Here is a 26,082-nt window from a genome sequence, read left to right as displayed (position 1 = left end):
GAGCGAATTTTCAAACGGAGACGGCCGCTTTGATGTGTGGGTCGGCCTCGTAATTTTCGAGTTTGAAGTCTTCGTAGGTGAAGGCGTCAATGTCCTTAATTTCTGGATTGATCCACATGGTGGGGAGGGTATGCGGGGTACGGGTGAGTTGGAGTTTGGCTTGGTCGAGGTGGTTTTTGTAGAGGTGGAGGTCGCCGAAGCTGTGGACGAAATCCCGTGGTTCGTAGCCGAGCACTTGGGCGATCATCATGGTAAAGAGGGCATAGGAGGCGATATTGAATGGGACTCCAAGGAAGAGGTCGGCACTGCGTTGGTAGAGTTGGCAAGAGAGGCCAGGTTTGCCGCCCGTTTCTCTCGGTTCGTGGACGTAGAACTGGAAGAGGAGGTGGCAGGGGGGGAGGGCCATTTCATCGACTTTGCCAACGTTCCAAGCTGAGACGAGGTGGCGTCGTGAGTGCGGGTTATGTTCGAGGTCGTGGATAAGGCGGGCAATTTGGTCGATGGTGGAACCATCTTCTTTTGCCCAGGAGCGCCATTGTTGGCCGTAGACGGGGCCGAGGTCGCCATTTTCGTCAGCCCATTCGTCCCAGATGCGCACGCCATTTTCTTTGAGGTAGGCGATGTTGGTGTCACCTTTGAGGAACCAGAGCAGCTCGTGGATGATGGAGCGCAGGTGGAGTTTTTTTGTCGTTAGGCAGGGAAATCCTTGGCGGAGGTCGTAGCGTACTTGGCGCCCAAAGACTGAGAGGGTGCCTGTACCGGTGCGGTCGTGGCGTTCTTCTCCATTTTCAAGGACATCTTTGAGTAGGTCAAGGTACTGCTGCATGAGTGGGAGTGTGGAGTTGGAATAGTGAAGTGTGAAGTATTTTTAGCAGCGATGTTAGTCGTGGAGGCCAGGGCGTTTACGCAAGTTCTTTTTTTGTGCGTGATGCTTTTTATTTTTGAGCATGCGATTTTTGGAATTGCGTGAGCGCGGGCGATTGGTTCGTCGTTTTTTTTCTCGGGCGTCACGTTTTTGGTCAGCGGCTTGTTGGTAGTGGGCGCGGAGTTTGTTGGCGAGTTCGAGGCGAGCGAGTTGGCGGTTGTGTTCGCGTGAGCGTCCGGCTTGGCATTTGATTTCGATTCCTGACGGGTGGTGTTTGAGGTAGACGCAGGTGGAGGATTTATTAATTTTTTGGCCACCGGCGCCTGATCCGAGGATGAATTTTTCGGTGAGAGTGGCAGGAGGGGCTCCGAGTTTGGTGAGGAGGGTTTCGAGTTGGGGATCGAGTGGCATTTGGATGGTGCTTATAGCATTGTCTGAGGAGAACATCCAGCGAAGCTGGGGGGAGGGTTTTGCTGAATCTGGAGGGAACAAGTAGTGGGGGGAAAACGAGCGTTGACTCAAGAGGATCCATGATTAGGCTGCGCACATGTTCGCAGGAACCCATACAGCAATAATCACACCCTTTCGTGAGGGCCGCGTCGACGAGTCCGCTTTCCGTCAGTTAATCGAGAAGCAGGTAGCCGGCGGGGTTCAAGGGATCGTGCCTGTAGGCACGACTGGTGAGTCACCGACCTTGGATGCGGACGAGCATTTAGAGGTGATTCGGATCGCGGTGGATGCTGCGGCAGGCAGAGTGAAGGTGATCGCTGGAACTGGTGCGAATTCGACTTCTGAGGCGATTCATTTGACTGAGGAAGCTGAGGCATTGGGGGCGGATGCCTCTCTGCAAGTCACACCTTACTATAACAAGCCTTCTCAGGAGGGATTGTACCACCATTTCCGAGCGGTAGCTGAAAGTTCCTCGCTACCGATCATGTTGTATTCGGTACCTGGTCGTTCGGTGGTAGAGATTGCGCCTGAGACAGCTGCGCGCTTGGCGAATGATTGTGAGACAGTGGTGTCTATCAAGGAAGCTGGAGGGAACGTGGAGCGTGTGGACGCCTTGAAAGCGGCGCTTCCTGATGGATTTGAGATTTTATCTGGGGATGACCCATTGACTATTGAATTCATGAAGCGTGGGGCATGTGGTGTAGTTTCTGTGGCATCGAACATCGTGCCAGACAAGGTTTCAGCATTAGTGAATGCGATGTTAGCTGGAGACGTTGCAGGGGCGGAAGCCATTCAGGAAGAATACTTTGATTTATTGAGCACCTTGATGTCTGTAGAGACAAACCCGATGCCCATCAAAGCTGCAGCAGCATTGATGGGGCTTTGCTCAGATGAAATTCGTTTGCCGATGTTGCCATTGGAGGGGGAGAAGTTAGAGCATGTGCGTTCGCTACTTCAGAAGTATTCTCTCGTCTAAATTTACCTACTGATACTTATGACAAATCTTCTTATTTTAGGACGTTCTGGCCGCATGGGTCAGGCATTGATTGAGGCAGCGGAGGCGGATGCTCATGCTGCAGTGGCGCAGACTCACGACCATGGTGAGAACCTTCTTACAGCTTTTGAGGGGGTGGATGCTGCGATTGATTTCACTGTTCACAATTTTACTGAGAGCGTGCTGAATGCGGCTCTTGAGAATAACACGCCATTGGTGATTGGGACGACTGGCCATAGTGACGAGGAGAAAGCTCGCATTGTGGAAGCTTCGAAGACATTACCGATAGTGTTTGCTGCGAATTACTCTGTTGGTGTGAATACTTTGTTTTATCTCACTCAGAAAGCTGCTCAGATTTTGGGCAATGAGCGATTTGACATTGAAGTCACAGAGATGCACCACAAGCATAAGATCGATTCACCATCTGGTACTGCACGTAGATTGTTAGAAATTCTCAATGAGGAGACAGCCACAAGCTACAAGGATGATGTGACTCATGGGCGTGAAGGAAACATTGGTCCGCGTCCATCAAGGGAGATTGGGATGCACACATTACGTGGTGGCGACGTTGTGGGCGATCACACGGTGATGTTTGCTGCGGATGGTGAGCGTGTGGAGTTAACCCACAAGGCATCAAGCAGAATGACATTTGCGAGTGGTGCGGTACGGGCAGCTATTTGGTTACAAGGTCGAGGACCTGGGCTTTATGACATGCAGGATGTTTTAGGCTTAAAGTAAGTCTTGATGAGTGAATTGGTATGGCGACACGGGTTGGCATAGCACTGGGGGCAAACCTGGGGCAACGGCTCACGAATATTCGTGTTGCGAGAGATATGTTGAGGGGTTTAGTGGACCCGGAATCGCTGTACCTTCAGGCTCCGATCTATCAGAGTCAGCCGGTGGATTGTTCGAGTGATGCACCGGACTTTTACAACACGGTGATTGAGATTGATTACATTGGTGAGCCATACGAGTTACTGCAGATGACGCAGGCGGTAGAATTTCGTTTAGGGCGCGAGGCTGTATACGAGCAGAATGCACCGCGGGTCATCGATGTGGATATTTTGTATTTTGGGAGCGGGGTGATCAGCGAGGAGATTTTGACGATTCCGCATCCGAGGTTATTGGAGCGTCGGTTTGTGCTTCAGCCGCTGAACGACATCCGGCCTAATTTGGTATTACCTGGGGATACGGTGACGATTTCTGAGCACCACAGGTATTTGGATTCCGATGAACCTCCTTTGACCTTGGTGCAATCAATTTGGTAAGCTACACGACGCAATGAAGACACGCAGTCAGGAGAAGGCTCAGGCGCTGAAGATGAGAAAGGGCGGCAAGCGGATTGCTTGTCTCACTGCTTATGATTATCCCAGCGCTCGTTTGCTGGATGAAGCTGGGGTTGACTTATTGCTAGTGGGCGACTCGCTTGGGATGGTGGTGTTAGGTTATCCTGACACAACACATGTGACGATGTCGCACATGTTGCACCATGTAGAAGCGGTTGCACGTGGGTGTTCGAATGCGTTAATCGTGGGTGATTTACCTATTCATTCATATGATACTGCTGAGATGGCTTTAGCGAATGCAAAGCGTTTAGTGGCAGCTGGTGCTGATGCTGTAAAGTTAGAGGGTGGGGTGCGACAATTTGATAAGGTGAAAGCGATTGTGGATGCGGGGATTCCAGTGTTTGGGCACATGGGAATGTTACCGCAGCGCGTTTTAGAGGAAGGCGGCTACAAGAAGAAAGGAAAGTCTGAGGCTGAGTATGAGGCTATTTTAGAGGGTTGTCGGGCCTTGGAGGATGCAGGTGTTTTCGCAATTGTATTAGAGAGTGTGGTGGCGGCGACTGCGGAGCGTTTGACTGAAGAGTTGGAAGTTCCCACTATTGGTATTGGTTGTGGCGAGCAGACATGTGACGGTGAGGTTGCAGTGATCTCTGATTTGGTTGGTGGGTATCCATGGTTTGTACCACCATTTGCGAAGCCGCAGGCTGATATTTCTACTGAGGTGACGAAGGCGGTACGTTGGTACGTTGACCAAGTTTGATTTCTTGGGGCAATGGGGTGGGGAGATTAGGTCTTGCGTGGTGTTGGATGAGTGGAATAGGGTTGTGATTGACCTTATTTTTACCTCCTATGAAGTTCGCTCCCAAGATTCTCCATGCCGTATGTTTATTTTCTTTAGTGAGTTCGAGCCATGCAGCGATTTCGCTATTTGCGGAATACCGGCTTGGTGAGGCTGGTAGTTTGGGGGCAAACAACCTTCCGTTAGATTCCTCAGGTAACAATAGGGATCTGACGAATCAGATAAATGGAGGAAGTGTGGGGGTGGGGACTACAGGCGTTTTTGCTCCGGGTTCTACGGCTTACATTGACACGTCTGCAGCGACGAACCAAGGGTGGTTTGGTAATGCTCTAACGGGAATAGCAGATGACAATTTTGCATTTGGTGTATTTGCTCGAGCATCTGGACAGGGGGCTAATAACGGGAATGTATTTTCGTTAGGTGGTGGGGGAGGCTTCAAGCTAAGCCTTGTCAGCAATGGATGGGGGGCGAGCCAGCACAATGTGGCTTGGATATCGGATGTGAATGGCAATGCGGGTACATTCGTGGCGGACCAATGGGTGCACTTGGCATTAATTCGTTCTGCAGGAGTGACAGAATTTTACATTGATGGGGTGGCTCAGGGGGCGAACTATGCTGGAGTGCCGACGCATGAGAATGCCCATTTTTCAGTGGACCCGGGGGGCGCGACATTTTTCGATGGTCACATAGATGAGGCAAGGGTGGTGACTTTCACCGCTGGGGAGAGTGCGCAGGATATTCTTAATGTGTTACAGGGGGTGCCCGAGCCTTCCTCAGTGAGTTTGTTAGCACTGGGGGTGACGGCGTTTTTGGCACGCCGCCGCAGGAACTTATGAGTGGCTTTGGGGGGCAGGCCTGGCACAAGTATTTACCATTATTCGTATTCTTTTTCTAAGGCGCCCATTGGGAAGAGTGGGTTTGGGGTACGTGCTGAGCGCATGTAGCGTTCTAGTTCTTCGACCACTTCTGGGAATTGTTTTGCGAGGTTCTTTTTTTCACCGATGTCGGAGTCGAGGTTATAGAGGGCGAGAGGGGTGGAGCTGCCTGATTTCATCACATTGTTACGAATGCCTTTCCATTTCCCCATGCGAACGACTTGTTGTCCTTTGGTGAGGCGGCTTTCCCAGTAAAGGTATTTGTGTTGGGGTTGTTCTTTACCCAGCAGGGTTGGGAGGAATGAGATTCCGTTAGTGTTTTCTGGAAGTGTGGCACCAGTCATGTCACAGACGGTAGCGAGGAAGTCCCAGATGGCAGTGATATTTGATGTGGTTTGGTTTGGTTGGATTTTCCCTGGCCATGCTGCGATAGCAGGTACGCGGATTCCGCCCTCATAGAGGTCGCATTTTTTTCCACGAAGGGGACCATTGCCATTGAAGAAGGCGCGGTCGTAGCCGCCATTGAAGGTGGCGCCATTGTCGCTGGCAAAGAGGATGAGGGTGTTGTCATCGATATCTAAGTCTTCTAAGAGCGTGCGCATCATACCTAGAGTGCGATCCATGCGTGTGACCATTGCTGCATAGGTGGCACGCGGAGTTTTGTTAGGTAGGTAACCAGCACCTTTGACGTATGGCTTTTCTGGACCAAATGCTTCGCGGTATTCAGCGAGTGAGGGTTCATCCTCTGGGACTTGGAGGGCCGCATGTGGGATAGGAGTGGCGTAGTAGAGAAAGAAGGGATTGTCTTTGTTTTGTTTGATGTAGTTGAGGGCCTCTTCACGCATGACATCGGCTGCGTAGGTCTGGCCTGTGAGGCCGCGATCATTACCAGGGAGGTCGACTTTGCTGTCATTTTTCCAGAGGTAGCGTGGGTAATAGTTGTGTGCTTGGACTTGGCAAATGTAGCCATAGAAGAAGTCGAAGCCTTGTTTGAGCGGGCTACCTTCATCCAGCGGGTACCCGAGCCCCCACTTTCCGATGCATGCAGTGGAGTAACCCTTTTCTTTTAGAACTTCGGCGACGGTAACTTCCTCAGCGGGGAGTGGAGCTTGTCCAGGGAAGCCGTCTTGTTTTTGATAGACTTTAAATTGGGGCATTTTCCCTCGGAGGTGGGAGGAATTTTCACGAATGGCGGCGTTGCCCATATGCTTGCCAGTAAGAAGGGCGCAACGGGTGGGGGCGCAAACGTTTTGACCGGAGTAGAACTGGGTGAACTTGATGCCGTCGTGCGCGAGTTTGTCGATGTGTGGTGTGCGAATTTTCTTTTGGCCGTAGACGCCGACTTCACCGTAGCCGAGGTCATCTACGAGAAAGCAGATAATGTTGGGTGGCTTGGCTTGATCTTCAGCGAAGCTGGAGACGGGTAATAGGGCACAGAGGCTGAGGAGTATCTTTTTCATCATTCTACAAAAGCTATGCAGAAGTCCGCATGAGTATTATTGAGAAATGCTCTCAGGGAGACATTTTTTTGTCGGGCGTATGCGTGAGATGAGGAAAGGGATAGAAGGTCAGCCTTTAGAGGGAATAGAGACGGTTTTCTCTGAGGTTTGGAGGGGTGGTTTAGGAACTGGGTTGGGTGCTCAGGCGAGGTGATGTAGACATTTATTAGACAAAATCTAGAAGTGGGTGATATTGAGGATGCGGTGCTTGTACTTGAATGGGTGGGAGCTGCGCAGAAATGTACGGAGATATGAAAATGCGATTATTGAGAGTGACTTTGCCCTTTGTATTGATTGGGTCATTGGCTGCGAATGAGAAGATGGTTTTAGCAGATTTGGAATCGATGCGTTCAGGCATGAACTGGAGGGCTGTGAATGATGGCGTAATGGGAGGTTTGTCACAGGGTGGGGCAGCGGTGGATGAGAGTGGGCGCTTAGTCTTTGAGGGGAAGATTTCTTTGGAGAATAATGGAGGGTTCTCATCGATTCGTTCCTCGGGCAGGGAAATGGATTTATCTGGTTTTGAGGGGATAGAGTTGAAGGTTAAAGGTGATGGGAGGAAGTACTACCTCACAGCACGTACGAAGGGGGGATGGCGAGTGGCATTTTGGAGTCCGATCCAGCCTGCGAAAGGGGAATGGGTGACAGTGAAGGTGCCTTTTTCCGATTTTTATGCGACATCATTTGGACGGAAGCTGCCGGGAGTGAAGTTCAAGACTGATCAGATCACGAGCATTGGCTTCATGCTTTATGACAAGAAAGATGGAGACTTTCATTTAGAAGTGGAATCCATCGGAGCCTACAAGTAGAGGTATAATAAGGCAGATGTCGGATAGGGCGCTTGCAGCAGCAGGACAAAAAAAGCCCCTCCGAGAGGAAGGGGCCTTGGTAAAATCAACTCACTCTATTGTGAGATCACTTCGAGGTATCAGGCACTTAGCCTTGAACTTCAGCGTACGCCCAGTCGAGCCATGGGACCAAGGCCTCGATGTCTTCGGTATTGACTGTGCCGCCGCACCAGATTCTGAGGCCTGCAGGAGCATCGCGGTAGGCACCGATGTCGTAAGCTGCGTCCTCAGCTTCGAGAAGTTTCACCATCGATTTCACACGGTCAGCCTCAAGCGAGAGAGTGAGACACACGGAAGTGGTGGACGCAGTTGCTGGGTCGACGGCGAGGTTGCTGACCCAATCACGTTCAGCGACAAACTTTTCGATGACTGCGGCATTGGCAGATGCGCGGTCGATCATTGTTTGAAGTCCGCCGATTGATTCGACCCAGTTAAGGGCGTCGATATAGTCGGCAACGGCGATCATGGAAGGCGTGTTGATGGTGGCACCTTTGAAAATACCGGCGATGATTTCGTCACCTTTAGTGAGGCGGAAGATTTTTGGAAGTGGGCGATTTGGCTTGTAGGTTTGGAGGCGTTCGACGGCACGAGGGCTGAGAACGATCATTCCGTGCGCACCTTCACCGCCGAGCACTTTTTGCCACGAGTAGGTGGTGACATCGAGTTTTTCCCATGGGAGGTCCATGGCGAATGCGGCAGAAGTTGCATCACAGATCGTGATTCCTTCGCGCTCATCGCTGATCCAGTCGGCATTTGGAACGCGCACACCGGAGGTGGTTCCATTCCAAGTGAATACGACGTCGTTGGCTGGGTCGACTTGGCTGAGGTCAGGAAGGAGTCCGTAATCAGCAGTGATTTCGTTAACGTTATCGAGCTTCAATTGCTTGGTCACATCTGTGAGCCAGCCTTTACCGAATGATTCCCAGTGGCAGACATCCACTCCACGCGCACCGAGGGTATGCCATAAAATCATTTCAACAGCACCCGTGTCTGAGGCGGGCACGATGCCTACGAGGTAGTCGTCGGGAATGCCGAGGAGGGTCTTACTTTTGTCGATCGCCTCTTGGAGCACCTTCTTGCCGATGGCCGAACGGTGGGAACGACCTAGGCAGTCTTGGTTGAGATTAGCAATATCGTAGCCAGGTCGCTTGGCGCATGGACCTGAAGAGAAGAATGGACGTGCTGGTTTCGTTGTTGGCTTTGACATGTGATTGAGTGGTCAGAAGTAAGTATGCCCCATGTGCTACATTCGAGGGGTATGTGAGTCAAGGTAGTGGGTTGTCAGTTTGTCAGATAATCTCCTGATGGGGGGCAATTTTTGGTGGCAGGATCAGGACGTAGGTTGTGAGCGGGTCGCCATTCCATTGATGTGCTTAGGTTGGTTGAAAAGGTGGCGCGCAAGTTTGGGTGGGGTTGGGGAGGCAAAGTCGGGGGCGTATTTGCATTGTCATGAGGGTGTTGGGGCGTATGCTTTCGGCTAGATGGTGAACGTTACGGAAGCTGCTGTTGAGATTAAAGACTTAGTGAAGACTTACCCTTCGTCGTTTCGGAGGAAGACTTTTAGGGCTGTCGATGAGGTTTCGTTACGCATTCAGAAGGGGGAAGTGTACGGGCTGATTGGGCCTAACGGCTCGGGAAAGTCGACAACCATGAAGGCCCTATTAGGTCTCGTGGCACCGACGAGTGGGGAGTGTCGGGTATTTGGCTATGATTCGATGAAAGTGGATGCGAGGAAGTATGTGGGGTTCTTACCGGAGAATCCCTATTTCTATAAGCATCAGACAGCGGTGGAGACATTAAAGTTTTACGGAAAACTTTGTGGCATGCGTGGAAAGCAGCTGGAGGGCAGGATTCGTGAGTTGTTAGAATTGGTTTCTTTGGAAGACGCTAAAGATAGGCGTCTCGGTGGATATTCAAAGGGGATGCTACAACGCGTTGGCCTAGCCCAAGCGCTGATACAAGATCCGCAGCTTGTCGTGTTAGATGAACCCACTGCTGGAGTGGATCCTGTGGGTTCGCGACAGATCAGGGACTTAATTTTCAAGCTTAAGGAAAGTGGGGTGACTGTTTTCCTCTGTTCTCATTTACTTGAGCAAGTTCAAGAGGTGTGTGACCAAGTGGGAATCTTATTTAACGGAAAGATGGTGATGCAGGGGAGTGTGGACTCACTGACAGCGGTGAGCAGTCAGAGGGAGATTTTAGTGGAGGGCATTGAGAGCATGGACATGGAACAATTAGAGAGCATGCTTACAAAGGCGGGTGGCAAGCTCATTGAATGTTCGGCACCGAGGAAGAGTCTGGAGAATTTGTTTTTAGAGATCGCAAAGCAAAGTGGGGAGGAAGCGAGATGAGAGATTTTTTATCGATACCGAGGGTAATGGTGATAGCGGGGCATACGTTCACGCAATTGGTGAGGATGAAGGTCTTTTACTTTTTGGTGGTATTTGCGTTGATCGTGTTGGGAATACAATTTGTGGACATGAGTATGTTGGGGGCGGTGAGTGCGGTAGAGCAGAACTTGCGGGTGATGAAGGGGGCTGGCTTTTTTGCGATGAATACTTTTTCCGTGATATTGGCTCTGTCTGCTACGGCGTTGTTGTTGCCTAAGGACATAGAAGATAGGACTCTTTATACGATTCTGTGTAAGCCGGTGCAGCGTCTCGACTATCTGTTAGGTAAGCTAATGGGGGTGATGTTACTGGTTGGGGTAGGATTGTTAGTGATGGATGGTTTATTTTGTTTGATCTTGAATTCGAGGGTGGAGTCTATCGTATCGGCCCAGTCGGAGGCTTTGCAAAAGATGGGGAGGTCAGAGGTGTACATCGCTGAGAGTGTGGAGGCAATAAGGGCACAGGGGGTAAGCTGGGGAATGCAAGCGGGGGTATTGGCAGTATTTTTGAAAGCTTTAGTTGTGGCCTCGATAGCCTTATTGGTGTCGACATTTTCGACGTCTACCTTGTTTACGATAGTTATCACTGTGGTTGTGGTGGTGATTGGATTAATCCAGGGGGAAGCTAGGGATTATTTTTTGGAGCAGCAGAGTTTGGGGAAGAGCTCGGGAATGCTTGAGATGACTCGGTGGGTCGCTTTATTATTTCCTGATTTCAAGCTATTGGGAATTGAGGATGGGGTGATAAATGGGAGGGATGTTCCATTACGGTTACTATGGCAAGTGAGTTTGGTAGCGGTTTTGTACTCAGCTATTTACACATGTTTGTCTTGGTTTGTTTTTAGGCGAAAGGAGCTTTAGTTGAGGAGCACTTGGATGAACTTACTAGTCGTTGTTGTCGTCCTAGTGTTAACTGGGTGGGTACGCATGGGCTATGAGCATGCTCTGAGTGAGGAGTTAGAACGTGAGCGTGTATTGACTCCGGCTTTTGATATGGAGTCACGAGCTGGGTTGAGCCAGAAGGGGTTCATTGCGACCTTTGGGAGCTTGAGACCGACCTTGGCGGCTTTGACAGTACTGTCATCGAGTAAGCATCACACTAATCAGGATTGGACAGCTTTAGAGGGCGCGATCGAGACCTCTGTTATGTTGGATCCCTACAATCCTTACTACTGGGATCTAGGGGCCTGGCACATGGCCTACAATGCTGCGGGTTCTTACCAGAAAAACGAGGAATATGCGCCACTACGAAGGCAGCGTTTGTTCAAGGAATCGATATACACGGGTGATAGCTTATTGGAGCGGGGGATTCATGCGAACCCAGAGGATTTGGGTTTACGACTTCAGCGGGCACGGCTCTGGTCGAGTGTGCATCGGATTCAGGATTTCCCCAGAGTGGTGGAGATTTTGCAGCGAGCACTTACGGAACTTGAGTTGAGTGATCAGCAGCGATTGATGTTACAGAGTGATCTTTTTTATACGTTGATGCGAATGCCTGAGAAGGTGCAAGAGGCGTATGCATTGGGCAGGTGGTTGTACGAATCAGCGCCCAGCACACGGGTGCCGTCGTTAGTGAATGGCTTATGTGCGCTGCAGATGCATCCAAAGGTGAAAGTGGATGAACCTATAGGTATGGCTCAACTTTATGGCAATAAGGCTAATGCTATTCGCTTGGTATCTAATTACCTGAGAGACGAAGACCCGGTGAAACCTCGCTATGGGATGCAGGCATTGTTGGATCGTTTACGTGCTGAACCACCTAGCAAATAGGTATGCTACTGTGGTGTGAACAGGAAGACAATGAGATGAGAAATCACCGAGCTATGGATGCCAATTTCGTGCTTCGAGGATGATTTGGCACAGTGCTGTGTTGGCAATGTGGTCATCCCGCGCGAGCGGGACTCCTCACTCACTGCCTTGCCAGTCACGAAATCATCTCTCATCGGCTAGCAAATCAATTTGTCCACACCGCACTAGGGGATCCAATTCTTATTTAGGGAGCTAAAGCATTTTTTTCTTTTCTATTCCGTCACTTACGTGCATTGCTTTCTTTACCTAGATGACAAAGCTAGGGAAACCACCAATTTCATAATGAAAATCGCTTTATTTGGAGACATTCACGCTAACTGGGAGGCCCTTGAGACGGTACTCGCTGATGCCGACGCACAGGGTTGTGACAGCTATGTGTGTCTCGGAGATGTGGTCGGTTACAATGCTGATCCAGTGAAGTGTTTGGAGAAGATTCAGGAAATGGGGTGCCCAGTTGTCAAAGGTAACCACGATGAGGATGCAGGTGGTGAACATTCATTAGAGATGATGAACCCGACAGCGGCAGAAGCATTGCAGTGGACTCGTGATCAACTGAGTGCTGAGCAACGCGAGTGGTTAGCGCGCATGCGCATGGTCCGTCAGGTTGAGGATTTTACGATTGTACACTCTACATTGGACCAACCGAATGTATGGAACTATGTGACCAACAAGTTCGATGCGATGTCTAACTTTTCCTACCAGTTTACTCAGGTTTGTTTCCACGGTCACACGCATGTTCCTCGAGTATTCGTACGAGGCACACGAGTTCAAGAAGTGACACCAGACTCAGTAGCGATTGAGCCAGGGATGAAGTATTTCATCAATGCGGGTTCAGTGGGGCAACCGCGTGACGGCGAGTGGAAAGCCTCCTACTGTATTTATGATACAGACAACAAGATCGTGACATTCCGCCGTTTGGAGTACGACATTGAGACAACTCAGAAGAAGATTCTCGATGCTGGATTGCCGAAGGTTCTCGCCGACCGTCTCTCACAAGGGAGATAGTTTGCAGTCTAGAGGTCTAGTAGACCATCGACTGTGACGAGTGAAGTCAGCATGCCGTGCCTAGAGGTTCGGCATTTGTTTTATGGAGTAGGGGTTTCGAGGGCTGAGAGGCAGCGTTGCATCTGTATTGAGCAGGTTTTGGCGAAGTCTTGGACGCTAATGGGGCGCTTTGCTTCATGTTCGACACAGGTGATTTTCACACCATCGAGGCCACATGGGGTAATGGACAGAAAGCCGATGAGGCTTTCCTTGGTGATATTGATAGCGAAGCCGTGCATACCGATCCATTTGCGGACGCCAACGCCGATGGAGGCAAGTTTACGGTGACCGACCCAGACGCCGGTGAGACCATCTCGTCTAGTGGCATCAATGTCGTACTGATTACAGGTGTCAATGAGGGCTTGTTCGATGGCTCTGATGTAGGTGTGAAGGTCTTTTCCGAGGGGGCGGAGGTCGACGATTGGGTAGCCGACAAGTTGTCCTGGGCCGTGATAAGTGGCCTGTCCACCTCGATTAATTTCAATGGTTGGGTGGGGGAGGTGTGCTGGGTTTCGCAGTGAAGATTTATCGCGCGTACGTCCAATGGTGTAGACGGGAGCATGCTCTAGCTGGAAGAAGGTATTTGGGCTGGTTCCATCGAGAACTTCTTTGAGTTTACTTTCCTGGAGGGCGAGGGCGTCATTGTAAGCGATGTTTGATCCTAACCATTGGTCGACGAGCTGCATGGAGGGAGTGATAAGCGAAAAGTGAGAAGTGTAAAGGGATTAGCTGTCTGTCTCGAATTGGTAAGACCCCTGTTGCATGAGTACGTTGGGCGGGCGTCGATGTTGTTCGAAGAATAGGTAACCGGGTTGGAGTTCCTCCCAGAAACTCAGCCATTGGTGTTCTTTGTGCTGGGATAGACTTTCTTCTGTGAGCTGGAATGGGAAGCAATGGACTCTAAAAAAGGGTTGGCCGTGCTTGAGAGCTGCATCACAGAGTGTGTAAATTTCTTCAATTTTTGCGTCAGTCATAGCGAAGCAACCGATCGAGACGGTTGAGCCATGGACCATAATCGCGGAGCCGGTGCGCCCTAGGGATCGGTCATAGGAATTGGGGTAACCAATATTGAAAGCGAGGTGGTAGCGGCTGCGAGGGTTCATTAATCTTTTGCTGACGGCATAGAACCCTTCGGGGGCTTGGCGGTCGCCCTCGGCTAGTTTGGGGCCAAGCGCACCTGACATGCCAGCGATGGGGTAGGTTTTGAAGTGTTCAAACTTTTGTGTGACGGAAGATTCAATCCAGATTTCGAGTTCGAGAGATTGTTTAAAGATGCGAATGAAGATTGGGGCACCAAGCTTGAGTTGCTTTTCTTGGAGCTGGTTTTGTAGTAGCGGGGTCACTCGTTGGGCAGCATCAGTTGCGCGCAATTTGCCATCGGCATATTCTTCAGGGCTAAGAGAGCTGAGTGGGTTTGAGCGAGGTTTTGAGTGTTTCATTATTTGGCAATACGCGAAGGTGCTGAGGAGGATGAGCAGTAAAACTCTACCGATGGGGTGGCAGATAAGGCATTTCAGCAAGGACATGCTAGGAAATTAGCACTGTGTGGAAATCTTGTCAGCTTTTTACTGGTGAGTTGGCGGATCTCTGCGACCCTTTGCGCCATGAATCAAGCTATTGGCGTTATTGGAGGGAGTGGGTTGTATAGTATGGAGGGGTTTGAGCAAAATGAGGAACGGGTGGTTGAGACTCCGTTCGGCGAGCCATCGGATGTTTTTGTGGGAGGTCAAATATCTGGGAAGCAAGTATGGTTTTTACCGCGGCATGGACGAGGGCACCGATTGTTACCTCATGAGATCAACCATCGGGCGAACCTATGGGCGATGAAGAGTTTGGGGGTTGGTTTTATTTTGTGTGTGGCGGCGGTTGGGAGTTTGAAGGAAGCATACGCTCCGAGAGATATTGTGCTACCTGATCAATTTTACGACCGGACGAGTCGGCGGGCGGAGCATACTTTTTTTGGGGATGGGATAGCGGCTCATATCGGATTTGCTGAGCCGGTGAGCCATGGCTTACGTGCGTTGCTGTTAGCAGCCTGTGAGGCTGAGGGGGCGAAGGTGCATGACGGGGGCACTTATGTGAATATGGACGGTCCGGCATTTTCGAGCAAGGCGGAGAGTTTTGCTAATCGGCAACTAGGTTTTGATGTGATTGGCATGACGAATGTGGCTGAGGCGAAGTTGGCGCGCGAGGCTGAAATGGCATTGGCTACCATGGCGATGGTAACTGATTATGATTGCTGGCATGAAGAAGAGGAGGCTGTCAATGTTCAGACAGTGATTGGTCACCTGATGGCGAACGCTGCACTCGCTCAGAAAGTAGTTAAGCGGACGATCGAGTCAATAGATGTGGAGTCGCAATGGATGGAGCACCAAGCACTCGAGCATGCGATTATCACGCCAAAGGAGTATTGGCCTGAGGAGACGGTCAAGAAACTAGGGCCAATTGTTGAGAGGTTTGTTTGAGAAGGATTTTTCGATTTCTCTCGAGCAGAAAAGTTGGTAATTCAAATAGATCGAAGTGCCTATGAGTGATCCAGACCAGCACCATTGTGATTCCTGTAATGCTATCTTTTCTGCAGACTCCCCTTTGTCGAGGGAAGCGTCCTGTCCTGATTGTGGTGAGAGTCCGTTTAGGAAAGCAGATTTTACCTCGATCGACCAGATGCAGCGAGTGGTTCAGTCGGATGACCATCACGGGGTGCCTGGTCTAGATGTGGCTGACTTTGTGTCTATGCAAAAGGTCCGTCGCAGGCGTCAAGGGAGGATGGCGATAGCACTATGGGTCATTTTATTGGTGGGAGGAGTCGGCTTTGCTATCTATAATCAACAGCTCGAAGAGGGCGAGGGTGCTGAGGAAAATCAATTTGTGAAGGCTGAGCGTGAGTACCAACAAACCTTGTTAGAGGAAGGGGGGAAATGTCTCAAAAATTATGATCGTTTTTTAGCTGCAAATTCGGTGAATGAGCGTTCTTCTTTGGTGGTAGGTGGGGTGCGGAAGATCCTGAGTATGGAGAAGCATGCTGAGGATATTGATGCTGTTGCGCCGGCACCCCCATTAGAGTTGTTAGGGCAAAAATATGAATCGCTGGAGGGGCGTGATCGGGTTGAGTTCTTGGTGCGTGACGGAGTGGAGAATGTATTTGAGTTAGTATTTTGGGAGATTGATGGTGAGTGGCTTTTAGATTGGGAGCAACACGTTAGGTACTCTGAAAAATCGTGGAGTAATTTTCTTGCTGAGAAGCCCGATGGGGCGAGGGAGAGTTTTCGCCTCTATGTGAGGCGCAGGCATGTTGGCAGCGGGCGCAGCCGGGCAGCGTTGCAGCTCATCTTTTACCAGCCAAAAGTATTAGCAGGTGAGCGTCTTAATGAATCTCCACAGGTGGTTGTCGAGATGGATGACCCACTGTATGGGCAGCTGAATGAAGCATTTGATAAGCTTGAGGCGCTTAAAAATGATGATGAACGTGTGATTGGCGCTAAGGATACTGCAGGTTTGTTAAGGGTGCATGCCGATTTAGAGTGGAGACCCGGGGAGGAAGCTCCAGAGCTTCATTTATCAGGTGTTAGAGCTCTTGATTGGATGGAGCCGGGGCTTGAGTCTGGGAGGTCTCAATAATTTAGCCCGCGACGCATAGCTGCTAGGTCAGGTGATTGTCCTAACCAGAATGCAAATGAGATAGCTCCTTGATGTAAGAGCATTGAGAGCCCGTTGGATGTGCTAGCTCCCAGTTCTTGGGCTTTTGCCAGCAGGGGAGTGAGGGGTGGGTTATAGATGGCATCATAGACCATCTGAGAAGAAGCCAACGCTGACTCAGGCAGAGGAAGGGGATCTTCAAAGTGGAGCCCTAGAGAAGTGGAGTTGATGATGAGGTCGACACGTGCTGCTGCAGTGGTGAGGTCTTCCGTTGCGTTTGAGAGTGTGCAAACGAGTTTTGCTCCATATTCGTTAGTGAGCGACTCGGCAATGGGCTCGAGTTTTTCGACGGTTCGGTTGGAGAGGTAGATTGCGGGAGACCCTTCACGGGCGCATTGAGTGGCGATAGCTCGGCCAGCTCCACCTCCGGCACCGAGAATGAGTACACGCAGTTCGGTGAGCGACTTGCCGAAGTCTTCGTAGATGGCTTGGGCGAGTCCTGGGCCGTCAGAGTTATGGCCGATACGCTTGCCGTCCTTAAAGAGGATGGTGTTGGTGGCGCCGAGGGCTTTGGCGTCCTCTGTGAGTTCGTGGCAGAGGTCCATGGCCTCTAGCTTGTGAGGCACAGTGACATTACAGCCAATAAATCCGAGGCGTTCCATTTCTGCGAAGCATGCTTCTACTTGATGTGGTTCGACTTCTACCCGGATGTATTGGATGTCGATTCCAGCAGCGTCGAGAGCTGCTTGGTGCATTTGCGGAGAGGCTGAGTGTTTGATCGGGTGCCCGATGACAGCGAGTTTCGCGTTGGGGGCGCTTTGAGCGAATGCAGGGTCGCGGAGATCGGAGAGTGTGTAGACGTGTTTCATCTGGGTGTGTTGCATAGCGGTTGCTGTGCTTGCTGCAAGTTTTTCACCACAGATTGTATGGAATAGACAGGCTTTTTTACCGGGTGTTGGTTGGTAGGTAATTCGGGTTAGCGCGCTGTCATTATCTAGAGTTCGAGGGTGCGGCGCCAGTTTATGATCATGAGATAGGGGGGAAGTGGAAGATTATTTGATTACCGCTTTGGCGTTACGGTCTAGAATTTTGAAGTATCCTAGTTGTTTTTTTTGCATGGACATGATGATCCAGTATGAGCCGGATTCGGCACGTAATGTGTGTTTCTGGCCAGCTTTGATGGTAGTCTGAAATTTGAGCGAACCATCTTTTTCGAGTGAGTAGACCTTGCGACTTGCGTGGGTTTTATTCATGAAGACGAGCTGGTAATTTGGGCCATCGAATGCGGGTTTCGGGAGCTTTGAGCTGTCTGAGTGTGCCACCCATTCGAGGGCAGGTAGGGCATCGTGTGATGGTGGTACATATTCTGCGAGTTTTGTGGGGATCGTAGCCGCGAGGCGTTTGATGTGCTTGGCGTGTTGTGGGCTTGAGGCTAGGTTATTCCATTCATGTGGATCTGTTGGGATGTGATAGAGTTCGTGATCGCCATTTTGGTAGCGGATGTAACGCCAATCCGTGCCACTAACAGCGACGGATCCACGGTGGTCGAGGAAGGTGAGTGCTGATTCGAATTGTTGGGCCTGTGACTTGAGGGTGGGAACGAGACTGATGCTATCGGTGCCATGTGCTGGGAGTCCGCAGAGTTCGTTCAGAGTATTGTAGAGTGAGAGGAGCGAAACTGGGTGTTTGTATACGGTGCCAGCTTTGGTGCCATGAGGGAGGGCTGTAGAGCAGCCCTTAGGAACACGGATCATGAGCGGCACGCGAGTAGAGGCACGCCATCCGGTGTATTTTTGCCAATGTTGTTTTTCTCCGAGATGCCATCCGTGATCTGACCAAAGAACCACAATGGTGTTGTCTTTATTCGGGCCTGACTCTAAGGCGTCAAGCACGCGGCCAAGCATTGCGTCGGCGAAGTTTATAGAAGCAAGATAGCCCTGAATACCTTGTTTCCATTGCTTGTGGGCGAGGATGTGCTTGAAGTAGCGGTTCGGTCCCATTTTTTTGCCAGATGGAGGTAGATCATCGAGGTCGTTTTTTTTGTATCCTAGTGGGAGTTTGATTGATTCGAGTGGGAACTTATCGAAATATTTTTGTGGGACGAACCACGGTTCGTGTGGGCGGTAGATACCGCAAGCGAGGAAGAATGGTTTGTCGTGTTGCTTTTTTAGATGTTTGCTTATCCAGTTGGACACGAGGAAGTCACCGCCGAATTCTTGATCGGTAGCGTCGAGACCGCCCCAGTCGGTTTCTTTGTATTGCCAAGCTCCAGCACGAGGGAGTGAGAGTGGCCGTGTTTCTGGGTAGAGAGTGCGAGGGAATGGGTTTTCTGTTTCTTTTTTTGGGAAGTAGGCATCCCATGAATTCGCATCGATAAAGTAATGAAGGAGCTTTCCTGATCCTCCAGACCAGTAGCCATTGTTAGAGAAATGTTTTGGCATGAGTGTGGTATCGGGGAGGACCTCACGCATTTTTTGTCCGTTTGAGTAGATACCTGAGGTGTGGGGGGAGACTCCGAGCATGAGTGAGCTACGGGATGGGTTGCATGATGCCGCTGAACAATGGGCGTTTGAGTAGAGTTGGCCGGACTTAGCGAGTCTATCAAAGTTGGGAGTGATGGTTTGAGGGTGTCCGCCGAGGCAGCCGATCCAGTCATTTAAATCGTCGATTGCGATGAAGAGTACATTGGGTTTTGGATGTTCTGAATGGGCAATAGACGGAGAGAGGGTCAGAGCTGCAAGCGCTAGCATTAGCAATTTCTGTTTCATAGGTTTGTTAGTTAGGGGATGAAAATAGGTGTCAGTTAGTGGGTTTGGCGGCGGATAATGATGGGCTTAATATTGTGAATCATTGCGGGTTGGTTAGACGTGATATTATCGACAGCAGCATTGACGACCTCAGGTAGATTGAGGCCTATTGAGGTTAGTTGAGGAGTCATGTAGTCGCATGCAGGGGCATTTCCCCAACCAATGATTTTGTAGTCTTGGCCCGGTACGAGGTTTGGATAGAGGCGGATGAGTTTAGCGGCAGTCCAGTCATCGGAGGTGAGGATTTGGTCGTTTGGAATTAGATCAGCCTTGTTGATGGATGTGTGTAGGAGCTTGTTTTGTTCGAGGTGGTTTTTCCAAAGTGGTGGGAGATTATCTGAGATGATTTTTATGGGGTGTTTGTTGGAGAATTGATCGAGGGCGAGTTGGATACCGCTGTTAAGAGCTGTTCGGATTCCGCAGCTGGATGGGCCAATTGATCCACCATCGAGCCGGACGGGAATGACGGGGACGCCTTCTTGTTTGCCTAGTTGTAGTGCTTGTTCGAGGTGGGTGTCATCTTCGCAGAATGCGAGTAGAGCATTTACGCCGTGACTGAGGAGGGCTACGATAGAGTGCTCCCAGTTGCTTGATGTTTCGGTGATTCGAGCGCTCATGAGGTGAAATGCATGGCGTTCTACAGAGGTTTGTAGACAGGCAAGGGCTCGGGTTTTGATTGGGTCCATGGCGCCATAGCTGATGGCTCCGATGACTTTGATTGATGAGCCTCGTAGGGCGCGAGCTGCTTGGTGGGGAGTGTAGTTGAGCTGTTTTGCCACCTCGCGGATATGGTCAGAGAGGGCTGGGCTGACGCTGACTTTTCCTTTGCCTGAACCATTGAGTACGTGTGAGACGGCCATGGTGGAAACACCGGCTTTTTGAGCAATGTCACTGAGGCGAATGCGATTCATAACGCGTCAGATTATGGTATATAGCGTTATATAAAAGGGGTTTTTGAGAAAAAGTAAGCATGGTGGGGGGAGTTTGGGGGTAAGAAGCTGCTGAATCTTTGGTTGTGTGGTTGAGCTGTGTGGCAGTGGGTGAAGATGAATCAAACGCATAAAAAGTGGCGATGGAGGATTTGGGCTTGCAAGTTGGGATAAAAATCCCTTGTGTCGTGCATGGCAGAGATTTCTCTCGGACTTTCTTTTGACGACGTACTTCTCGTACCGCAGCACAGTGCTGTGATTCCAAACGAGACGGACATTTCTTCGTGGTTGACCAAGGATATTGGATTGAACATTCCTGTGGTATCCGCAGCGATGGATTCAGTATCTGAAGCTGAGCTGGCAATTGCCTTGGCCCGTGAGGGTGGCATTGGGGTGATTCACCGCAACAACACGATTGAGGAACAAGCTGCGATGGTAGCGAAGGTGAAGCGTTCTGAGAATGCGGTGATTCAGGATCCTGTCACTGTGAGCAAGGCGATGACCTTGGCTGATGTGCGTGACATTATTGCTCAGGAAGGCTTTTCAGGTTTCCCTGTAGTGAACGAGGATAATGTTTTAGAGGGCATGGTTACGGGGCGTGATATTGGCTACGTAGAAAATAAGAATCGTACGGTGGAAGATGTGATGACACCGATCGACCGTTTGGTGGTAGCACCAGCTGACACATGTATTGAGGAAGCGCGACGGATTCTCTATGAGAACCGGATTGAGAAGCTGCCATTGATTGACGGTTTTGGAAAGTTGGCGGGGTTGATTACAGGTGCGGATATTGAGAAGCGCATGACATTCACGCATTCGGCCAAAGATGAGAACGGTCAGTTACGTTGTGGGGCGGCGGTAGGTCCAGGACCGGACCACATGAAGCGGGCGGAAGCATTGGTTGCAGCAGGCGTAGATGCTTTATTTATTGATGCGGCAACTGGCCACACTCAGGTGGTGATAGATGTGATCAAGAATTTGACGACTTTGGGCGTGCCTGTGGTCGCTGGCAACGTGGTGACAGCGCAGGGAGCGAAGGATCTTTGTGATGCTGGAGTATCCGCTGTGAAGGTGGGGGTAGGACCTGGTTCTATTTGTACGACTCGCGTTGTAGCGGGTGTCGGGATGCCTCAGTTCACCGCGATTCAGAATGTGGCATCAGTAGCGCGTGAGCGTGGTGTTGCTGTGATCGCGGATGGTGGCATTCGTTACTCTGGTGATATTGTGAAGGCAATGGCAGCAGGTGCTGATTTAGTGATGTTAGGGTCACTTCTCGCGGGTACTCGTGAGTCACCTGGTCAGACTGTGCATTTCCAAGGGCGCCGATTCAAGACGTACCGAGGTATGGGGTCGTTGGGAGCGATGCGGAAGGGCTCCAAAGACCGCTACAGCCAGAATGCTTCAGGCAAGATGGTGGCTGAGGGAGTTGAAGGTCGCGTTCCTTACAAGGGGCCTGTTGCGGATGTTGTATTCCAGCTTATGGGCGGATTGCGTTCAGGTTTGGGTTACGTCGGTGCGCAGGACTTGGCGAAATTACGTGAACGTGCAGAGTTTACGCAAATCACCGCAGGTGGGCTCCGTGAGTCGCATGCTCACGACATCACCATCACAGAGGAACCAACGAACTATCAGCCGCTCGGTTAAGGCCTAAGGCGTTGTTTTACGTGTTAGGTTATTACGTTATTAGGGGCCGATTCTATGAAACGTAATAACTTAACAACTTAAACTGTCACACGGCTCATTTAACTAATTACCAATTCGCGGGGCGCATGCTCCGCATTTTCACTTTTAAACAACCACTATTTCTATCATGGAAGAAATCAATCATGTAGCCGTACTCGATTTCGGCTCTCAGTACACCCAACTCATTGTGCGTCGCGTGCGTGAGCTTGGATATTTTGCGAAGCTGTACTTGCCTGAGCATTTGGATGCGATTGGGAAGCCGGGAGCGATTATTCTCTCTGGAGGCCCGAAGAGCACGAGTGATGAGGACGCGCCAGATATCGACTTTGAGATGCTCCAGGGGTATGGTGTTCCAGTGCTCGGTGTTTGTTATGGCATGCAGTTATTGAACATCAAGTTTGGTGGATGCGTGAAGAAGTCCAACCATCGTGAGTATGGGAATGCCATGTTGTATCCAGTCGAGCAGACTGGTTTATACGAAGGGATTTCCGCTGAATCTCAAGTATGGATGAGCCATTCTGATACGGTTGATTCTCTTGGTGAGGATTGTCGTGTGATTGCTAAGAACCAGCATGGGACTCCGGTGTCATTGCAGTGGGGCGAGAGTTTCTTTGGGATTCAATTCCACCCAGAGGTGACGCATTCGCATGAGGGAACTCAGATTTTGAAGAACTTTTTGGACACAGCTGGCGAGCTTGCAGCTTTCCACATTGAAGACTTTAAGCAGGAATTGATTGATGAGATTCGTGCGAAAGTTGGAGAGAAGCAGGTAGTTTGTGGGGTTTCAGGTGGTGTTGATTCTACTGTGCTTGCGGTTTTACTGCACGAGGCAGGTGTGAACGTGAAAGCGATCTATGTTGACCAGGGCTTGATGCGCAAGAATGAGACTGCGGAGGTAGAGGCGAACTTTAAGCGGATGGGAGTCCCCATCGAGGTGGTGGATGCTTCCGAGCGTTTCCTTACAGCTCTTGATGGAGAAGGTGACCCAGAGAAGAAACGCAAGATCATTGGCAATCTGTTCATTGATGTCTTCTGGGATGCTGTGGGGGATGCTGAAATGCTTGCGCAGGGAACTTTGTACCCAGATGTGATCGAGTCAGCTTCCAATGAAAATTCTAAGGCATCTACGATCAAGACCCACCACAACCGCGTGGATCGTATTTTGGAGATGCAGAAGGAAGGAAAGGTTCTCGAGCCACTTGCTGAGTTATTTAAAGATGAGGTGCGTGAATTGGGAGCGAACATGGGGATCCAGCAAGACATTTTGGATCGTCATCCATTCCCAGGGCCAGGTTTGGCTGTGCGTTGTCCAGGAGTTGTAACAAAAGAGCGTCTCGATATTATTCGTGACTGTGACCACATCTTTATTTCTGAGCTCAAAGAGAGCGGATGGTACCAAAAGACCTGGCAGGCCTATGCTGGGTTGATTCCAGTGAAGACAGTTGGAGTCAAAGGGGATGAACGTTCTTACGAGTATGCGACTAATCTGCGTGCTGTGATTTCTGAAGATGCGATGACTGCGGACTGGGTGGATTTACCCACACCATTGTTGCGTAAGGTTTCGAGCCGCATTTTGAATGAAGTCTCTGGTATCAACCGAGTGCTTTATGATATTTCCTCTAAGCCACCGGCATCGATCGAGTGGGAATAAGAAGGGGGGGATTTTTTCTTAATGAAGAATAGGCGACTTGGGCAACCAAGTCGCTTTTTTTTGAGGTTGCAGCGACTCATCTGATCTTAATGTTTCGCTTGTTAGTGTAGAACATGGCATGCATTCCCCCACCGAAAAAAATTGATGTGATTGAGTTTGGAGAACTCAAAAGGAAAAGTTACGATCCCAGCACCATGAGAATTCTATTGGTAGAAGACAATGGTCCACTCCGTGGAACCTTAGAAGAAGCATTAAGTGAAGAAGGTTATTTGGTTGATGCCTGTGAGGACGGAGAGGTGGGCTTGTATCACGCGCGGGAGATCTCTTATGACTTAGTGATCTTGGATGTGATGTTGCCAAAGATGAATGGTTGGGAGGTGTTAGAGACATTGCGGAAAGAGGGAAAGGAAGTGCCGGTGTTGATGTTGACCGCTCGGGATTCGACGGAGGATCGGGTGAGAGGTTTGGACTCGGGAGCGGATGATTATTTGGTGAAGCCATTTAAATTGGCGGAATTGACGGCACGCATGCGGTCCTTGTTAAGACGGTCCCGTGGGCAGAGTCAGAATGTGGTAAGGGTAGGGGATGTTACGATTGATGCTTCTAAGAAGGAGATTCAGAAAGCTGGGGAGTTGGTGGATGTGACTGCTTTGGAATACCGGATGGTAGACACCTTAGTGGCGCAGCGCGGCAAGGTGGTGTCGCGAGCTTTTCTTTATGAGCATTTATTTTCTGAGGAAAAGGAGGTGGTTTCTAATATTTTAGAGGTATACGTCTGTAATTTACGCAAGAAGCTGGGGGGGGATTTTGTGAAGACCAAGCGTGGTCATGGCTATTTTGTTGAGTGATGCGGATTTGGCATTCATTACGTTGGCAGATTCAGTCATGGCATTCGGTGCTTTTGGCATTGATTGTGACGGGGATGCTTACTGCGTTCTACTACTATGAGCGCGAGGTGAAGATTCAGTTGCTTGACAAGGAATTGTGGGGGCCGATTCACGGTGTGATTCCTGCCTTTGATTTTAGTGGAGTGCGTGGAGAGGCAGGGAGGCGACCTGAGCGAGAGGGTGGCTATGATGGGGTGCGGCCTGGGCCACGGGAGGGGAGAAGAGGTCGACCAAGCGAGGTTGATGGGTTCGATGAGTTATTTGGTGGGCCACCCCGTGAGAGAGGCCCTGGGCCACGACCACGAGGTCCGGGTTACGAACGTGGGCGTGGGCCTCAAGGGGGAGGGCCGGACCGCAGGCCACCTAGTGAGCGAAATGGGGGGCTGCCTGGCGATTCTTTTTCTGAGGGGGCAGGAAGGCGTGGGCCTCCAGATCCTGCTGGTGTACTTGAAAAAATAGAGAGCAGGGGGTTTTACGTGGTGGCGTTTGTGAATGAGGAGCTGTTCTACAAGTCTGAATTTGCGCCCAAACATATTCCGCAGCCTATGATCAAGCGGGGGCCAGAGCTGGCTGCTGAAGAGGAACGTGCGAGGTGGAACCTGGGGAACCGTGAGGTCATTCAGCCGACTCCACGAGGAGCGGTGATTGTTGGGGCCTCGGCGGATCGTGTGGATGCAGATTTAGTTTCGTTTCGCAACAAGTTGGTATTGGTCGGGGGGCTAGTGATCCTGGTCGGTGTAACTGGCGGGTGGTGGATTACGCATCGGGCTCTGAAGCCTGTGCAGATGATGTCGCATACAGCGAGGGAAATTTCTGGTGGAGATCTGAGCAGGAGGATTGATGTGGCAGACACGCAGAACGAGCTGAGTGAGCTCGCAGGTGTTTTGAACGATTCCTTTGAAAAGTTAGAAAACTCCTTTCAGCAACAGATTCGTTTTACTGCGGATGCCTCTCATGAGATGCGGACACCATTGGCGGTTATTTTGGCAAAATCAGAATTGGCATTGGCTCGTGAGCGCTCACCTGAGAAGTATCGGGAAACGATTCAGACCTGTCATGATTCGGCAAACCACATGCATGCATTGATTGAGTCATTGTTGGAGCTTTCCAAGGTCGATTCAGGCCAATTCAAGGTGCAGTTAGAGCACGGGGATATTTGTAGTTTAGTGCGGAGCTGTGTGGCCTTAGTGCGTCCCTTAGCGGAGCAGAAAGCGATAGTGATTGAGGAGAGTTTAGGTGATGAGGTGATGGTCCAGCATGACGTTCAGCGGATGAAGCAAGTTCTTATCAACCTGCTAAGCAATGCGATTAAATACAACTACCGTGATGGGCATGTGTGGGTGAGTCTTATTGAGGAGGAGCAGGATGTGGTTATTGAGGTGAAAGATACCGGGCCAGGGATTAGCGGGGAGGCATTGCCCCATGTCTTTGATCGTTTCTATAAGGTTGATGACTCTCGTTCGGCTGAGAAGGGGAGCACGGGCTTGGGCTTAGCGATCACCAAAGCGATAGTGGAAGCGCATGGTGGGAGTATCACGGTGCGAAGTCCACAGCAGGAGGGCGCGACCTTCAGAGTACGGATACCGAGTGGGAAGGATTGAGGTGGACGAAAGGATCGATGAGTTTCTTAC

General features: G+C 50.5%; 25 protein-coding genes. 16 read left to right on the top strand and 9 right to left on the bottom strand.

The window, feature by feature from the left end; translation table 11 throughout:
* Positions 1-10: 10 nt before the first annotated feature.
* Together ACFSW8_RS02935 and ACFSW8_RS02930 are read right to left on the bottom strand one after the other, a co-directional pair.
* Complete coding sequence (locus ACFSW8_RS02935) at positions 11-826, bottom strand: thymidylate synthase (protein ID WP_377086002.1); 816 nt, start codon at positions 824-826, stop codon at positions 11-13.
* A gap of 54 nt (positions 827-880) precedes the next feature.
* Positions 881-1,276 (bottom strand): peptide chain release factor family protein, encoded by a 396-nt coding sequence (locus ACFSW8_RS02930; RefSeq protein WP_377177399.1) that lies wholly within the window; start codon positions 1,274-1,276, stop codon positions 881-883.
* Between the two features lie 136 nt (positions 1,277-1,412).
* Between ACFSW8_RS02930 and dapA the strand changes: the two genes are divergently transcribed.
* From dapA to ACFSW8_RS02905, 5 genes are all read left to right on the top strand, one after another.
* Positions 1,413-2,291 (top strand): 4-hydroxy-tetrahydrodipicolinate synthase, encoded by an 879-nt coding sequence (gene dapA, locus ACFSW8_RS02925; RefSeq protein ID WP_377086000.1) that lies wholly within the window; start codon positions 1,413-1,415, stop codon positions 2,289-2,291.
* An 18-nt stretch (positions 2,292-2,309) separates the two neighbouring features.
* The gene (dapB, locus tag ACFSW8_RS02920; RefSeq protein ID WP_377085999.1) at positions 2,310-3,047 is read left to right on the top strand and encodes a 4-hydroxy-tetrahydrodipicolinate reductase; all 738 of its coding nucleotides are present in this window, start codon (positions 2,310-2,312) and stop codon (positions 3,045-3,047) included.
* A gap of 20 nt (positions 3,048-3,067) precedes the next feature.
* Positions 3,068-3,577, top strand: coding sequence for a 2-amino-4-hydroxy-6-hydroxymethyldihydropteridine diphosphokinase (folK, locus tag ACFSW8_RS02915; RefSeq protein ID WP_377177397.1), 510 nt, complete (start codon positions 3,068-3,070; stop codon positions 3,575-3,577).
* Between the two features lie 13 nt (positions 3,578-3,590).
* Positions 3,591-4,355 (top strand): 3-methyl-2-oxobutanoate hydroxymethyltransferase, encoded by a 765-nt coding sequence (gene panB, locus ACFSW8_RS02910; RefSeq protein ID WP_377085996.1) that lies wholly within the window; start codon positions 3,591-3,593, stop codon positions 4,353-4,355.
* A gap of 89 nt (positions 4,356-4,444) precedes the next feature.
* Positions 4,445-5,230, top strand: a complete 786-nt coding sequence (locus tag ACFSW8_RS02905; protein WP_377177395.1) for a LamG-like jellyroll fold domain-containing protein — start codon at positions 4,445-4,447, stop codon at positions 5,228-5,230.
* Positions 5,231-5,268: 38 nt separating this feature from the next.
* On the opposite strand, the gene ACFSW8_RS02900 is transcribed toward ACFSW8_RS02905, so the two are convergent.
* Positions 5,269-6,732 carry an arylsulfatase gene (locus tag ACFSW8_RS02900; protein ID WP_377085991.1) on the bottom strand — a complete coding sequence of 488 codons (1,464 nt, stop codon included), beginning with the start codon at positions 6,730-6,732 and terminating at the stop codon, positions 5,269-5,271.
* A 287-nt stretch (positions 6,733-7,019) separates the two neighbouring features.
* Between ACFSW8_RS02900 and ACFSW8_RS02895 the strand changes: the two genes are divergently transcribed.
* A complete protein-coding gene (locus ACFSW8_RS02895; protein ID WP_377177393.1) occupies positions 7,020-7,577 on the top strand; it encodes a CIA30 family protein in 558 nt (185 codons plus the stop codon).
* Positions 7,578-7,704: 127 nt separating this feature from the next.
* On the opposite strand, the gene ACFSW8_RS02890 is transcribed toward ACFSW8_RS02895, so the two are convergent.
* Entirely contained in the window at positions 7,705-8,823 is a 1,119-nt protein-coding gene (locus ACFSW8_RS02890; RefSeq protein ID WP_377085986.1) for a phosphoserine transaminase, read from the bottom strand.
* A 274-nt stretch (positions 8,824-9,097) separates the two neighbouring features.
* Between ACFSW8_RS02890 and ACFSW8_RS02885 the strand changes: the two genes are divergently transcribed.
* The 4 genes from ACFSW8_RS02885 to ACFSW8_RS02870 all read left to right on the top strand — a co-directional run bounded on the left by ACFSW8_RS02885 (position 9,098) and on the right by ACFSW8_RS02870 (position 12,819).
* Positions 9,098-9,967 (top strand): ABC transporter ATP-binding protein, encoded by an 870-nt coding sequence (locus ACFSW8_RS02885; RefSeq protein ID WP_377085984.1) that lies wholly within the window; start codon positions 9,098-9,100, stop codon positions 9,965-9,967.
* Complete coding sequence (locus tag ACFSW8_RS02880; protein ID WP_377177391.1) at positions 9,964-10,866, top strand: ABC transporter permease subunit; 903 nt, start codon at positions 9,964-9,966, stop codon at positions 10,864-10,866. Before ACFSW8_RS02885 ends, ACFSW8_RS02880 begins: the two co-directional genes overlap by 4 nt.
* A 15-nt stretch (positions 10,867-10,881) precedes the next feature.
* Positions 10,882-11,775: a hypothetical protein gene (locus ACFSW8_RS02875; protein ID WP_377085981.1), complete on the top strand. Its 894-nt coding sequence runs from the start codon at positions 10,882-10,884 to the stop codon at positions 11,773-11,775.
* A gap of 321 nt (positions 11,776-12,096) precedes the next feature.
* Complete coding sequence (locus ACFSW8_RS02870) at positions 12,097-12,819, top strand: metallophosphoesterase family protein (protein WP_377177389.1); 723 nt, start codon at positions 12,097-12,099, stop codon at positions 12,817-12,819.
* An 80-nt stretch (positions 12,820-12,899) separates the two neighbouring features.
* Here ACFSW8_RS02870 and lipB read toward each other — a convergent pair whose 3' ends face one another.
* Positions 12,900-13,544 carry a lipoyl(octanoyl) transferase LipB gene (lipB, locus tag ACFSW8_RS02865; protein WP_377085978.1) on the bottom strand — a complete coding sequence of 215 codons (645 nt, stop codon included), beginning with the start codon at positions 13,542-13,544 and terminating at the stop codon, positions 12,900-12,902.
* 39 nt (positions 13,545-13,583) lie between these two features.
* Positions 13,584-14,384, bottom strand: a complete 801-nt coding sequence (locus ACFSW8_RS02860; RefSeq protein WP_377085977.1) for a L,D-transpeptidase family protein — start codon at positions 14,382-14,384, stop codon at positions 13,584-13,586.
* Positions 14,385-14,462: 78 nt separating this feature from the next.
* Here ACFSW8_RS02860 and mtnP point away from each other — a divergent pair, with 78 nt between their 5' ends.
* Positions 14,463-15,323, top strand: coding sequence for an S-methyl-5'-thioadenosine phosphorylase (gene mtnP, locus ACFSW8_RS02855; protein ID WP_377086027.1), 861 nt, complete (start codon positions 14,463-14,465; stop codon positions 15,321-15,323).
* A 61-nt stretch (positions 15,324-15,384) separates the two neighbouring features.
* Positions 15,385-16,476, top strand: a complete 1,092-nt coding sequence (locus tag ACFSW8_RS02850; protein ID WP_377085976.1) for an FmdB family zinc ribbon protein — start codon at positions 15,385-15,387, stop codon at positions 16,474-16,476.
* Here the strand turns inward: ACFSW8_RS02850 and aroE are convergent.
* The 3 genes from aroE to ACFSW8_RS02835 all read right to left on the bottom strand — a co-directional run bounded on the left by aroE (position 16,470) and on the right by ACFSW8_RS02835 (position 20,212).
* Positions 16,470-17,378 (bottom strand): shikimate dehydrogenase, encoded by a 909-nt coding sequence (gene aroE / locus ACFSW8_RS02845; protein ID WP_377085975.1) that lies wholly within the window; start codon positions 17,376-17,378, stop codon positions 16,470-16,472. The two genes, ACFSW8_RS02850 and aroE, sit on opposite strands and share 7 nt — an antisense overlap.
* Before the next feature lie 168 nt (positions 17,379-17,546).
* On the bottom strand, positions 17,547-19,262 hold the full coding sequence (locus ACFSW8_RS02840) for a sulfatase (protein WP_377089008.1): 1,716 nt from the start codon (positions 19,260-19,262) through the stop codon (positions 17,547-17,549).
* Positions 19,263-19,297: 35 nt separating this feature from the next.
* Entirely contained in the window at positions 19,298-20,212 is a 915-nt protein-coding gene (locus tag ACFSW8_RS02835) for a LacI family DNA-binding transcriptional regulator (RefSeq protein WP_377089009.1), read from the bottom strand.
* 210 nt (positions 20,213-20,422) lie between these two features.
* Here ACFSW8_RS02835 and guaB point away from each other — a divergent pair, with 210 nt between their 5' ends.
* The 4 genes from guaB to ACFSW8_RS02815 all read left to right on the top strand — a co-directional run bounded on the left by guaB (position 20,423) and on the right by ACFSW8_RS02815 (position 26,052).
* Positions 20,423-21,874 carry an IMP dehydrogenase gene (gene guaB / locus ACFSW8_RS02830; protein ID WP_377089010.1) on the top strand — a complete coding sequence of 484 codons (1,452 nt, stop codon included), beginning with the start codon at positions 20,423-20,425 and terminating at the stop codon, positions 21,872-21,874.
* Positions 21,875-22,049: 175 nt separating this feature from the next.
* Entirely contained in the window at positions 22,050-23,564 is a 1,515-nt protein-coding gene (gene guaA / locus ACFSW8_RS02825; RefSeq protein WP_377091457.1) for a glutamine-hydrolyzing GMP synthase, read from the top strand.
* Between the two features lie 194 nt (positions 23,565-23,758).
* The gene (locus ACFSW8_RS02820; RefSeq protein ID WP_377177387.1) at positions 23,759-24,412 is read left to right on the top strand and encodes a response regulator transcription factor; all 654 of its coding nucleotides are present in this window, start codon (positions 23,759-23,761) and stop codon (positions 24,410-24,412) included.
* Complete coding sequence (locus ACFSW8_RS02815) at positions 24,412-26,052, top strand: sensor histidine kinase (RefSeq protein ID WP_377089012.1); 1,641 nt, start codon at positions 24,412-24,414, stop codon at positions 26,050-26,052. Before ACFSW8_RS02820 ends, ACFSW8_RS02815 begins: the two co-directional genes overlap by 1 nt.
* The last annotated feature ends 30 nt before the right edge of the window (positions 26,053-26,082 follow it).

Origin of the sequence: Rubritalea tangerina, from assembly GCF_042683245.1 — a bacterium.
Classification (GTDB): Bacteria; Verrucomicrobiota; Verrucomicrobiia; order Verrucomicrobiales; family Akkermansiaceae; genus Rubritalea; species Rubritalea tangerina.
Note: the sequence above shows the minus strand (reverse complement) of the source record. Positions and strands in the feature narration are given on the sequence as shown.